The organism is uncultured Tateyamaria sp. (genome assembly GCF_947503385.1).
Lineage (GTDB): Bacteria > Pseudomonadota > Alphaproteobacteria > Rhodobacterales > Rhodobacteraceae > Tateyamaria.
In genome coordinates this window covers 988335-1001596 of the sequence record NZ_CANNDO010000001.1, presented here as the reverse complement: position 1 = coordinate 1001596, position 13262 = coordinate 988335, and the positions used below count along the sequence as shown (strand labels likewise).

Sequence of the window (13262 nt, the reverse complement as noted above, 5' to 3'; positions counted from 1 at the left end):
ACATTAGGCGCATGGCCTATGCACACACCGATTCCTCCGACCCCGAGACCTTCCTTGCCAACCCGGCCGAGGATGTCCGCACCCGCCTCAAGCTCGAAGGCGGCAAGCGTCTCACCATGCAGACGGAATTCAAACCCGCAGGCGACCAGCCCACGGCCATCGCAGAGCTGAGCGCGGGGGTCAATGCGGGTGACCGCGATCAGGTGCTCTTGGGGGCGACCGGCACGGGCAAGACATACACCATGGCCAAGGTGATCGAAGAGACGCAGAGACCCGCGATCATCCTCGCCCCGAACAAAACGCTTGCTGCGCAATTATACGGCGAATTCAAAGGGTTCTTCCCCGACAACGCCGTCGAATACTTCGTCAGCTACTACGACTACTACCAGCCCGAAGCCTACGTCGCGCGGTCCGATACCTATATCGAGAAAGAAAGCCAGATCAACGAACAGATCGACCGAATGCGCCACTCCGCCACGCGGGCGCTGTTAGAGCGTGACGATGTGATCATCGTGGCCTCTGTCTCCTGCATTTATGGCATCGGCTCGGTCGAGACATACGGCGCCATGACGCAGGATTTGCGCGTGGGCAAAGAATATGACCAGCGGCAGATCATGGCCGACCTCGTGGCGCAGCAATACCGCCGCAACGATCAGGCGTTCCAGCGTGGGTCATTCCGCGTGCGCGGCGACAGCCTCGAAATCTTCCCCGCCCACCTCGAAGACCGGGCGTGGAAACTGTCATTCTTTGGTGAAGAACTGGAAAGCATCACAGAGTTCGATCCCCTCACCGGGGAAAAAGCGGACACGATGGAACATATCCGCGTCTACGCCAACTCGCACTACGTGACGCCGAAACCAACGATGAACCAAGCCATCATCGGCATCAAGAAAGAGCTGAAAATCCGTCTCGACCAACTGGTGAGCGAGGGCAAACTGCTCGAAGCGCAGCGGCTCGAACAGCGCACCAATTTCGACCTCGAAATGCTCGAGGCCACCGGCGTCTGCAACGGCATCGAAAACTACTCGCGCTATCTCACAGGTCGCGCGCCGGGCGAACCACCCCCCACCCTGTTCGAATTCATCCCCGACAACGCCATCGTATTTGCCGATGAATCCCACGTCTCCGTCCCCCAGATCGGTGGCATGTACAAGGGCGACTACCGGCGCAAGTTCACACTGGCCGAACACGGCTTCCGACTGCCCTCCTGCATGGACAACCGCCCCCTCAAATTCGAGGAATGGGACGCCATGCGCCCGCAATCCGTCTTCGTCTCTGCCACCCCGGCGGCGTGGGAGATCGAGCAGACAGGCGGTGTCTTTACCGAACAGGTGATCCGCCCCACCGGCCTTCTGGACCCGGAGGTTGAAATCCGCCCCGTCGAGATGCAGGTGGACGACCTGCTCGACGAGGTGCGCCGCGTCGCCGCCGCCGGGATGCGCACGCTCTGCACCACGCTGACCAAGCGCATGGCCGAGGATTTGACCGAATACATGCACGAACAGGGCATCCGCGTGCGCTACATGCATTCGGACATCGACACGCTGGAACGGATCGAAATCCTGCGCGACCTGCGCTTGGGCGCCTTCGACGTGCTGATCGGCATCAACCTGCTGCGCGAGGGGCTCGACATCCCCGAATGCGGGCTGGTCGCGATCCTTGATGCCGACAAGGAAGGGTTCCTGCGGTCTGAGACCTCGCTTGTCCAGACCATCGGACGTGCTGCGCGCAACGCCGACGGCCGCGTGATCATGTATGCCGACAAGATCACCGGCTCGATGGAACGCGCGCTGGCTGAAACCAACCGCCGCCGCGCCAAGCAGATGGCCTATAACGAAGAACACGGGATCACCCCCGAGACGGTGAAAAAGAACGTCGAGGATGTGTTGGCCGGCCTCTACAAAGGCGACGTCGACATGAACCGCGTCACCGCCAAGGTCGACAAAACGCTTGCGGGCGGCAACCTGCAAGCGGTGCTGGACGGATTGCGCGCTGACATGCGCAAGGCCGCCGAGAACTTGGAGTTCGAAGAGGCCGCGCGCTTGCGGGATGAGGTGAAACGGCTGGAAACGGTCGATCTGGTCGTGGCCGACGACCCCTTGGCGCGGCAATACGCGGTGGAAAAGGCCGTGGACGACGCGCAAAAGGCATCGGGTCGGTCAACGGCTGGTAGGGCTGGGCAACGGGGTGGGAATGTGAAGCGAAGGAAGCGGTAAGAGATGTCGAAAATCGACTATGTCGAATTTGATGAGTTTATTGACGTTGAAGCGTCACTACATTCTGCTTTAGCCGGACTTCAGGCGACCTCAGGGAACCCCCTTTTTTGGAAGCAGGTGGTCCTATGCACACACGCCGCTTTGCAAGGAGCAGCAGTATGCATCCTGACGAGAACGAATGGCGGTGGCGCTCTATCGAAACGGAGCGAAACTGATCTGTTAGATTACTTTGAGAACGACCGCGAAAAAACCACTGCGAAAAAGCAAGGGACTTTGCCACCGGAAGAAATGGCTTTCCCAGCGCCGAAAATGCAGAATCTGCCCGGTCTTTTGAGACGGCTACCGGACGGCCTAAATACCGATATTCCCCAGCGGTTTGACGACTGTGCATCGCCTCAGATCCGGGACCTGTGGCGGCTTCACAATTGGCGAAACGAGTTCGTACATTTCCAAGTTGTATCTTGGTCGATTGAAATTGCTGGACTTCCTCGAATAACAAGCGGCGCTCTGAGTTTAACTAAAGAGATTATTGCCTCTGAAGCCTATCTGAGGCGTAATCGGTTCTCAGAGGGCAAAGCCGCCGATTTGATCGACAACTGTCTTATTGAATGCCAAAAACTCGAAGCCGTGACACCATAGTGGCAATCACAGTAGCATTTTATTGAGATCACGTTGGGGCCGACGCCCGCCCAGCGGCACCGCCGGGCAGCGCCCGACCTACCCCCGTAGGGCGCTATTGGCGAGGGACTTCGCAACTCACTCGACATCTATTCTTTGAAGCACTTGCACCGACCAACGCGATCGAAGCGCCCTCCAGGTCTGGCACAGCTCGTGTCGCCATAACCCGGGTCAAATAGGTCGCAACATTCTATGGATCTTTCACACGCCGACCCGAGGGGTGGCGCAATCGCGCCTCCCGTTTTGCCGGAGGCAAACCTCCGGTTTGACGGGGGAGGGTCGGCGCGGCCCGACAGTGCCTGTCGGGCAGGCGCTCAGATCAAAGCGGAGTGTTGCAGGCTTTCCTGGCTGGGCTCAAAGGCCTGATCTCTGCGCACAGACGACAACACGTGCACTTTGTCCTTCGCCCCGGCTTGAACCGCACACATAGAAAACCAAATTTTAAGACACAATACCAATTACTTAAGTTACCCACGGGTAACGCCGAACACCAAAACACCGTCCCTCTGCGAAACCCCGCCATCCGCTCACATTAGAACGATATACACCGCGCTCGCGTGGCTATCGCGGTCCGTGTCGTATTCACAATCTCACAAAGGCTTAACAAGCCCGCAACGCTGCTCTAACCTCCACCCCATGCCCCTGACCGCCTTTGATCACGTCAATATCCTCACCCAAAACCTCGCCGCCATGCAAAGCTGGTATGCCGAGGTGCTGGACCTGCACGCAGGGCCCCGCCCGCCTTTCGACATCCCCGGCGCATGGCTTTATCTGGGCGCAACACCCGTCGTGCATCTGGTCGAAGTCGACACCGCCCCCACGGGGTATGACGGCGTGCGGATGGAACATGTGGCGTTTCGCGCAACCGGCTATCAGACCTTCCTCGACACGCTCGCCGCGCATGATATCGAACCCCGGCTGGGCCACGTGCCCGGCACCGACATCGTGCAGGTCAACGTCGAAGACCCCGATGGCAACCACATCCACGTCGATTTTGACCTGAGCACAGAACCCGCATGATCCGCGCCGCAGCCGCCCTTGTCTGGCTCGCCGCACCCGCCCATGCGTGGGATTTTTCACCCACGCCAATCTGCACGCTGAGCCACATTGAGGGTGGCGCGGGCGTCACAGTGACGTACGATCACGCCGCCTCTCTCTATGCCATCGCCATCAGCAATCCGGAGGGGTGGCCCAGCGCGCCCGCGTTTTCCATCCGCTTTGACGGGGCACAGCCAAACACTATTTCAACCACCCGCCACGCGGTCCGGGGCAAGACCCTCACCGTGACCGATGCGGGCTTTGGCAATGTGCTCGACGGGTTGGAGTTCAATGCAACGGCCACCGCCTTTACCCAGACGGCTGCCGTTACGCTGTCGCTGGACAGTGCGGCCGGTCCGGTGCAGGACTTTCGCGCCTGTGCCAAAGCGCCTGTCGCCTGAGGGCTGCGGGAAGGCGCCTCCAAACGCACCGGCTATTGTGTGTTCTCAGGGCACGCGCAACGCGGCGCGCCGCGCGCACCGCTAAAAATCAAAGATGTCGCCCAGAACGTCCCCGAAACCGCCCTTGCGCTTTTTCCGGCGCCGCGGTTCGTCATCGTAGTCATCGTCATAATCCTGACGGCCCATCGCCTGTGGCGGCGGCGGTGGCGCGGTATAGGCAGCGGAACGTTCGAGGATTTTGTCCAACTCTCCCCGGTCCAGCCAGACCCCGCGGCACTGCGGGCAATAATCGATTTCGACGCCGCTGCGATCTGTGATCACCAGTGCTGTGCCATCGATAGGACATTTCATATGGGGGCTCCTGTGTTGGGTTGTCTTGGCACAAGATGGGGGCGGAACCGGCAAAAAACCAGCTACCAGTGGCGCGTTGCCGCGTCCCCTTTGACAATCCCCTGCAAGTTCGGCGTCACCCAGCCACCATAGAAATCACCCGGTTGCGGCGTGACCCGCACCCCTCCGACCCAACAGGCACCCATGAGGCCCGGATAGAACGCAAGATAGCCCGCCAACGCGGCAAAGCGGGGCGTCGGGCGTGCATAGCTCCACGCAGCGGCCTGTGCCGAAATGCCCCCGGCGTGGACTGTCCAATAGGCGGCGTGCCCCTTCCACTCGCAGAACGATCCGCCCGGCGCGGCGGAGAGGTCTGCAACAACGTCTTCGGGCGGGATGTAGTAGGTCGGCGCATGGTGCGTCTCCAGCACACGCAGCGCGGCAGAGCTTTGCGCCACCGGCGCGTCCCCCAGTTCGACCCGGATCTCATGCGTCACAGGCTCAAGCGTCGGAGGGCGCGGATAGGATTGCACATTTTCGGCGGGCAAAGTCATAGGCTGCCATCTAAGCCAGACATCACTCCGGACCAGCCTAACCAATTGTTAACCAAGATCGGCGCAAATTAACCCTGCTTTAAGGAGCGGAAGATTGCGCCTGATCCTGACCATTGCCGCCCTCGTCTGGGCCACGACCTGCCATGGCGGCGCGTGGCTGCGCGCGCAGGGGACAGGTTTTCTAACATCATCAGTGCTGCAAGGGGCGGACGGGCACAGTGACGGTGCGCTCTATTTCGAATATGGCGTCCGGCCCAAGCTAACCCTTGGCATCAAGGTGGACGCGAACATGGTTGTCGGACAGCTTGCGGGCGGCTCGGGCTTTGCCTTTGCGCGCCTGCCCATCCCGACAGGTGACCGCGCCTACAAACTGGCCTACGAAATCGGTCTGGGGGCAACGCTGAATTCCGAAACGGAGCCGCTGCTCCGCACCGGGCTCAGCTACGGGCGCGGGATCAAGTGGCGGGAGAAATACGGCTGGCTTGCGGTCGATTTTGCGGTGGAGTGGTCGCTGGCCGGTGCGGCGCACACGGCCAAACTCGACACGACGCTGGGCCTTGGCATCACGGACACTACAAAGATCATGATGCAGGTTTTTGTCAGCGGGACGGAGGACGCAACCAGCCTGACGCTGGCCCCCTCACTGATCTGGCAGCCGCGCGAAAAGAAACCCAGCTACCAGATCGGGTTCGAGGCCGAGCAGGGCGACGTGTCGCTCCGGCTCGGCCTCTGGCAGGAATTTTAGATCAACCGGGGCGCAGCCCTAGCCGTCCATCCGCACGGTTGCACGGATCGGACCACGCACAGAGGTGCCCCATTCCAGCGTGAACTGATCGTCGTTCAACCCAGCACGCCCACGCGCCACGGGCGCTTGAAACTGCTTGGCGTTGCTGGAGTTGCGGATGTCGCCAATCGCCACAACGGCATCCACCGACCGGCAATACGCTTCGAACGGCAACTGGTTGTTGGTGTCGATGGTCCACGTCTGCGCATTAGAGTTTTGCGTATACTCGATGTGCAGCGGATTGTGCGCCTGCTCCTGTACGTTGTGATACGAATTGCCGGTGAAACACACATCCTTGTTCCGGCTGTGGTCCAGGTCGGCAAAGCTGGTGTCGACGCTTTCCGCCCGCACGATGGACCCGTTGATGCTGCGGAACCGGTTGCCTGTGATCGTCACACCGTTCAGAAAATGACCGGCCGCAAACGGCTTGACCACGATGTAGGTGAACCACGGTGCGACGTCCCCGCTCAGATAGACATTGTCGGAAATCGTCAGCGCGCTGAACGAAAAACCTCCCGAAAAGGCCGGCGTCGGGTCACGTTCATTTGTCCACTCGATAAAGCAATTGTCGATGTAGTTGCCGGTGATCATCGAGGCCGAAAAATTCTCTTGCAGGATGATCCCGGCGGTGCGCACACCGCTGGGCACGTTGTCACCCTGGAAGAAGTGGTTGCCCGAAATCAGGTGGTTCTGGCCGTCCATCACCGCCCAGTGACGGAACCGCGTGGCCCGGCAATCCTTCAGCTTCACATCGTTGGCATTGACGTTCATCCCGATGCTGACACGGTCAGCGACATCCAGCGGCTCTTCGGCGGACAGGAACTGGCACCGATTGATCAGCATCCCCTGACAACCCTCCCCGATCGAGGTGATCCCACGATCCTTGGGGCGGCTGAAATAGCAGTCCTGAAATTCCTTCACAGGACCGCCGGGCGACAGCAAGACAGCACTGCACTTGCTGTTACACTGAAATTCGATGTCGCTCATGATGAACAGCGACAGGCTGGCAAAGCCCGAGAAATCCAGCAGGTAATCGAACCGGCGGAACGTGTAGGTCTGCGTGCCCTCGGCGTCATAGAGCGGCGCGTTCAGCTCGATCTCCTGTGCGCCCACATTCTTTGACCGCACATAAATCTCGCGCCCGACACCATTGGCCTGCACCAGCGCGCCCACGGGCACGTTCGCCACATTGGTCACATTGGTCAGCTTGCGCGAATTCGACGCGGAATAGGTCGCCTGACTGGTTGCAACAACGGTCGACCAATCATCGCCCACCGCCTCGATCTGGCCGTTCTTTACCACCCGCCGCGTGGCAAAGGTGGTGCGGTTCGGCACGGCCGCCTGCATATCAATTGGCTCGGTCAGCGCGATGCGCCGCCCTTCCATGTCCAGACTGTCATGGTCGGAATTGTTCAGCAGCGCCTGAAACGCCTTTTTGAACCCCAGAACCTCGTCGCCGAAAGCGTCGATATAGGTGGGCAGGCTGTAGTTCTTGCGGATCAGCAGCATGGCCGTATCGGGCATACTCACCGTGCCTTCAAAACGCACAGAGTTGTTGAACGCCACATCCGAATTCAGCCGAAAGGTGCCTTCGGACACCAGAACCGTGCGCCCGTTCGCCGCCGCATCTGCGGCGTCAAAGGCGGCACTGTCATCTGTGGTGCCATCGCCCACCGCGCCATAATCCCGCACGTCGACCACCGACACCAGATCGCTCAGGAATACCGATGAGATGTCTTCGATCACCAGATCGTCGATACGCACGACCCCGCCATTCGGCCCCGTCAGGTCAAGGCCAAAGTGGCCATAGACCGGCTCCGCCCCCCAAACGAGGTCCACACCGCTCCGGTTGCCCGCGCCGACAATGGCCGACACTTCGACCACAGACCCGTAGCTGGTCAGCGTCACCACATCGGCAGTGGTGTCCACACCGCCAACAGCAGACCCGTTCGACCGCGCTGCATAGCCCGCAATGCGCACCGATGGCAGGTTGCCCGCAATCGCCTTGATCCGGGCCGTTATGCGCAGATAGCAGCCCGGCAACAGCGGCGTCTGCCCCATGTACCGCACCCGCGTCGTGCCAGATGTCTTCTGCAACTCCAGACAGCCGCCAAAGTCCTGATCCGCAGGCACAAAGGCCGCGTTGGACGCATTTTCATACGTGTCCGAGCCCGGGGTGCCATCACCGCTCGACCAGACATCCAGACCGTTTGCAAAGGCAGGCGGCATCAGCAGCACGCCATCAGTGATCGCTTTGTTCATCCAAATTTCCCTTTTGTCTCGACGGGCGTGGTGCGCCCGAACGGCCACCAGTCACACCCAAGGCCGGACACCCAGCCATCGCGGTAGGGGGAAGTATCAACAAGGGGTTAACGGGACGTGGGAGGGGCGTGCGCAGCCTTGCAATGGCAGGCAACACCACGCGCACGGCGCACAGCCTGTGATCCGCAAAAGGACCGGCCTCCCACACCGCCACTTTCTCCGCCTTGTCAGTTGGTTGCCGCCGTTCCAGATGACCGCCACCTTTGCTGCATACCTGTCTGGCAAACGGCGCAGGCACCGTGCGGTCCCGTCTTTTATCTGCCCTCATCTCACCCATTTGGGTGACGCCATCGGTTTCACGCACTTCTATCCTCGTGGTCAGAAATGGTATTTCTGGGGTGAATTTGAGATGAATCTATTGAATTGGGGCGCGCCAACCGGCGACGCCGAACCGTGTGTGACGTGGCCACGTATGGGCGCGTTGGGCGCTTTGTTACTGACAACTGCACTCTATCCGGCGGTCGGGTCCGCATCCTGCGTGACAACGGGGAACGTCGTTACCTGCGACGGGGCCCTGCCAACCGGACAGGCCGTCACCGGTGGTTTCGACACGATCAACATCAACAGTCTGACGCAGGCGGTCGGCGGCACCGGTCTGCGTTTTACGAATACGACCGGCGCGGACATCAACGTGAACGCCGATCTGTCGACCTTTGGCACCGTGCTTGATCCCGGCTTTGGCCGGACGCGGCGTGCAGGTTTTGAAATTCGGACTGATGGAGCGGTGACCGGCACCGTGACAGGTGACATTACCGGGCCGACATTGTCCGACGTGACCAACACACCCGAATTTGACCTCGCCAATTTTGGCACCTTCAACATCTTCAGCGGGACAGGCCTCGACCTCACGCGCACCGGCGACCTCATCGTCACGCGGCCCACGGTCACCGCAACGACAAGCAGGCGCACCAATATTTTTGCGCCGGGCGGCGAGCGCGACTTTGTCATGGGCCAGTTTGGAGCAATCCGCCTGCGGGACGACAGCGGCGACGTGACATTCACCAATACCGGAAATGTGTCGCTGGATGGTGGCCAACGCACGCTGGTCGTGGACCGCAGCGGCGATGTTGGCGTGAACCAGCGCGTGTTCTCAACCCGCTTTGCCCAATCGTCGGGCCAATCCACATCCAGCGATCACTTTGGATTTTATGTTGAGGCCAATGGTGACATCGACATCACCCAGACGGGGGATGTCACCCTGACCGGTGGTGGCGTGACCGCCTCTGCTGAAACCACCGGAGCCATCGCCGCGACAATCGCGCGCCACAGCGCAGGCCGCGGTGTTTTCATCACGGACAACGACTTTGGCAATGTCGATCAGGTCACCTTTGCCGATCAAACATCGTTGACGATCAACGGCAACGTGACCCTGTCCGGCGGCAATGTTGAAGCGCTGTCGCAAGCCAACGACCTGCCCGGCGGCGACCCGAACACACGGGCCACCGCGCAAGTGGATTCCGCAGCGCTGATCGGGGTCTGGGTCAACAAACCCAGCGCCCGCACCATCACGATCAACGGCGATATCAGCGTGACCAACGGCATGACCACAATGACCGCACGCGCCACCGATGACGCAGGACAGGCCAGCGGGCTCGTGGCGGCCAGTGGATCGGGCATGACTGCAAGTGGCATTGAAACCATAGGCAGCGGTCTGATCGGGGATACCAACCCGCAACGCCTGTCGCTCAACATAACAGGTGACGTCAACGTAACCGGCGGTGACGCCCATGCCGAGATTGTCGGCACAGGCACGTCCGACGTCAACGAGTTGTCGGATTTGCCCAACGGGACGCCCCGCGACACGCTGGTCCTGAACCGATTTGGCGGCAGCGGTGCAAGCGGTCTGACGCTCTTCACACAAGAACTGAGCTACGATCTGGCAGGCGATGTCACCGCCATTGGTGGCAACGCCTCGGGCCAGGTGACAGGTTCGGACATGACCGCCTATGTCGGTGGAGGACAGGCCAGCGGGGTCAGCATCGGCGCAACGTCCGGCCTCAACGGAACCACATTCGATATGGTCGAAGACAGCGCGCTGACCGCACATGCCGGTGACGCGTCGCTGACGCTTGACGGAACCGACCTTTCCGGGAGGGTGGTCGGCGGGACAGGCAACGCCTTGTCGATCTCGCTCAACGCGGTTGGGCAAAGCAGATATGTCCAGACGGGCGACATTGTCACAACAGGCGGCAATGCGACAGGTGTCGCGTCCACCGGATCAGACCTGACGGTCACGGGCGGTTCCGCAACCGGGATGATCGTAAGCGGCGGGTTCATACCCGAAGATGCGCCAGCTTCCAGCACCACGACATTCCGCACCGAAGGCGAGATGATCGTCACTGGGGGCAATGCCAGCCTGACCGGGTCCGGCGAAGCGGTCGGAGGCACTGCAATCGGCATATTCTCGTTCAGCACAGCGGGGGACACTCCGCCACAGATCGAACACGCAGGCGTCATTCGCGCGACGGGCGGGGCCGGGACAACCCGCCAGGGCACCGCGACGGGGATCGGGATTTCGGACTTTGGTTTCCCCGGGTTCAGCGCGGACGGCATGACCATCAGCAACGATGCCAATGTTCTGGTGACAGGTGAAATCTACACCCAAGGCACCGGGGTCGAAAGCGCCACACAATCCGATCTGGTGGCAGGGTCGGACGGCATCTCGCTGGCGATGACCGGCCGGACACAGCTGGAACTGGACGGCGCACTGGTCGATGTGCAGGGCACCAACAGCAACGGCATCGCCCTTTCATCCGGCATGTCCGAGACGATCCTGCGCAACGGGACGTCGGTGCAGGTCACCGCCGACGGCGGCGCAGGGATCGCCTTGGGCGTCTCGATCCGCGCATTCGAAATACCCAGTGTCGTTGCCAGCAACAATTTCATCAGCATCGACGAAACCAGCGCGGTCACCACCACCACCGGGATCGGTATTCAGGACGACAGCCGCACGCGCGTCGCGGAAACTGACCCGGACACAGAAGAAGTCGTGGTCGTCGATGTGGACCTCGGCAATGAAACGACCGTGGACATCGCCGGCACACTCAGCAGCGGCTCAGGCATCGCGATGGATCTTGGCGGAGGCAGTGATACGCTGATCATCCGCGAAACCGCGTCGATCACGGGTGTGTCGCGACTGGGTGGCGGGGACGACCAGTTCCTCTATCAAGGGTTTGCCGTAACGGACGCGGTCGATGGGGGCGAAGGCTATGACCGGGTTGCGCTGTCCGTCGAGGCAGGCAACAGCGCCCGGTTCGATCCCGCATCTCAGATCGCGCATTTCACCAATTTCGAATCCATCGCAAAATCCGGCGCAGGCACGCTGGTCGTGGGCGGCGGCAGTTTCGCCAATGGACCGCTCGATTTCGAGATCATGGAGGGGCACGGCATCGTCGATGCCGATCAGGCCAGCCTGAACATCCGCGTTGGCGGTGGGGCCAGTTTCCAGACAGACAATCAGGTCGGTGATATCGTGGTGTCGAACATGGGCCTGGTGACCGGCACCGGCACCGCCTCGGGCTTTGCCAACAGCGGACGCTTTGCACCCGGCAACTCCATTGGCACGTTTACCGTGAACGGGGATTTCGCGCAGGATAGCGCGGGCCAACTGGACGTGGAGATTGCAGCCAACGGCACGTCCGATCTCGTCGACGTGTCGGGCAGCGCAACGCTCGGCGGGACGTTGTCGATCTTTGGTGTGGGCTATCCGACCGGCTATCCGGATACGCAATCCTATACCATCCTGACGGCGGATGGCGGCATTGCCGGTGCCTTTGACACGATCATCGACAATCTGCCCGACGTGGATGTGGTTGCCGCCTACGCCGCCAACAGTGTCGCCGTCAGCTACAGCATGGGGACTGTCACACCGGACGATCCATCGACCGAGATGTCAGACAAATCGATCCATCCCAACGCTCTCCAAGCGGGGCTTGTCAGCGCCGATATCTTTGCCCGGACACTGCGCGCACGGGGGGCCAACGCCGCACAAGACGATGCAAAACAAAGCGCGCTGCGCTTTTCGGGCGCCGCGTTTCAGGATCAGGCGGGCCTGTTTGGGCCCGACGGTGCATCCGTCTGGGTCAGTCCCTTTGCCAGCCGCAGTGACGTGGACGCAGCCCCGCCCGTGCCGGGCTACAACGCGGATGCCAACGGGTTGGCCATTGGCTATGACGTAACGCGCCCCACAGCCACAGGCTTTGTCCGCGCGGGCGTGGCCCTTGGCTATTCCAGCACCGATGTGTCCAGCGGTCCCGACAGCGCTGACATCGACACCAGACAGATCGGCGCGTATTACCACATGGAACGGGACGCGTGGCGCTTCACGACGGCAGCCACATATGGCAGGCAATCGCATGACATCACGCGGGTCATTCCTCTGACCGGATCGGCCCCGGCCACCGCGCGCGCATCCGCAGACGGGTCCGTGTTCGAAATCGGCGCGGACCTGTCATACAACCTCGCGCCGCGTCTGGGCTGGGACAATGCCGCACAAATGCGCCTCGCCCCTGTCGTGTCGCTGCGCCATACGGTGGTGAACCGCGACGGCTACACCGAAACCGGCGCAGGCATTCTCAATCTTACCGTTGGATCAGAACGGTTCGACCGCACCGTGCTGGGCGTTGGGATGGCATTCGAACAGACGATCCAGACCGCTGACGGGATGACCGTCATTCCGTCAGTGTCGCTGATGTACGAACACGCCTTTGGTTCTGACCGGTCCGTCGTGAACAGCACAATCGCTGGCGTGACGGGTGCATCGTTCCAAGACAGCGGTGCCGCCTTGGGCGACAGTGTCATCGCAATTGGCGCCGGGTTGGAGATCAAGGTGGATGACACGTTCTCGTTCGACATGCGCTATTCGGGGCAGTTCGGGGACAATGCGGACACGCACAGCGCCTCCATCGGAGGTGTCTGGCGGTTCTGAGACCCGTACCCG

At 61.1% G+C, this 13262-nt stretch carries 9 protein-coding genes; 6 read left to right on the top strand and 3 right to left on the bottom strand.

Annotated features, from left to right (window positions below; translation table 11 throughout):
* Positions 1-11: 11 nt before the first annotated feature.
* The 4 genes from uvrB (at position 12) to Q1A85_RS04930 (ending at position 4333) form a co-directional block, all read left to right on the top strand.
* Entirely contained in the window at positions 12-2216 is a 2205-nt protein-coding gene (uvrB, locus tag Q1A85_RS04945; RefSeq protein ID WP_299685922.1) for an excinuclease ABC subunit UvrB, read from the top strand.
* Positions 2217-2219: 3 nt separating this feature from the next.
* On the top strand, positions 2220-2855 hold the full coding sequence (locus Q1A85_RS04940; RefSeq protein ID WP_299685920.1) for a hypothetical protein: 636 nt from the start codon (positions 2220-2222) through the stop codon (positions 2853-2855).
* A gap of 675 nt (positions 2856-3530) precedes the next feature.
* On the top strand, positions 3531-3914 hold the full coding sequence (locus Q1A85_RS04935) for a VOC family protein (protein ID WP_299685918.1): 384 nt from the start codon (positions 3531-3533) through the stop codon (positions 3912-3914).
* Positions 3911-4333 carry a hypothetical protein gene (locus Q1A85_RS04930; protein ID WP_299685916.1) on the top strand — a complete coding sequence of 141 codons (423 nt, stop codon included), beginning with the start codon at positions 3911-3913 and terminating at the stop codon, positions 4331-4333. Before Q1A85_RS04935 ends, Q1A85_RS04930 begins: the two co-directional genes overlap by 4 nt.
* 81 nt (positions 4334-4414) lie before the next feature.
* Here the strand turns inward: Q1A85_RS04930 and Q1A85_RS04925 are convergent, their stop codons facing one another.
* Positions 4415-4684 carry a zf-TFIIB domain-containing protein gene (locus Q1A85_RS04925; RefSeq protein WP_299685913.1) on the bottom strand — a complete coding sequence of 90 codons (270 nt, stop codon included), beginning with the start codon at positions 4682-4684 and terminating at the stop codon, positions 4415-4417.
* A gap of 62 nt (positions 4685-4746) precedes the next feature.
* Positions 4747-5217, bottom strand: a complete 471-nt coding sequence (locus tag Q1A85_RS04920) for a DUF427 domain-containing protein (protein WP_299685910.1) — start codon at positions 5215-5217, stop codon at positions 4747-4749.
* Between the two features lie 94 nt (positions 5218-5311).
* Here Q1A85_RS04920 and Q1A85_RS04915 point away from each other — a divergent pair, with 94 nt between their 5' ends.
* Positions 5312-5962, top strand: a complete 651-nt coding sequence (locus Q1A85_RS04915) for a hypothetical protein (protein WP_299685907.1) — start codon at positions 5312-5314, stop codon at positions 5960-5962.
* Positions 5963-5980: 18 nt separating this feature from the next.
* Here the strand turns inward: Q1A85_RS04915 and Q1A85_RS04910 are convergent, their stop codons facing one another.
* On the bottom strand, positions 5981-8263 hold the full coding sequence (locus Q1A85_RS04910; RefSeq protein WP_299685904.1) for a glycosyl hydrolase family 28-related protein: 2283 nt from the start codon (positions 8261-8263) through the stop codon (positions 5981-5983).
* A gap of 409 nt (positions 8264-8672) precedes the next feature.
* Here Q1A85_RS04910 and Q1A85_RS04905 point away from each other — a divergent pair, with 409 nt between their 5' ends.
* The gene (locus Q1A85_RS04905) at positions 8673-13250 is read left to right on the top strand and encodes an autotransporter outer membrane beta-barrel domain-containing protein (protein ID WP_299685901.1); all 4578 of its coding nucleotides are present in this window, start codon (positions 8673-8675) and stop codon (positions 13248-13250) included.
* Positions 13251-13262: the final 12 nt, after the last annotated feature.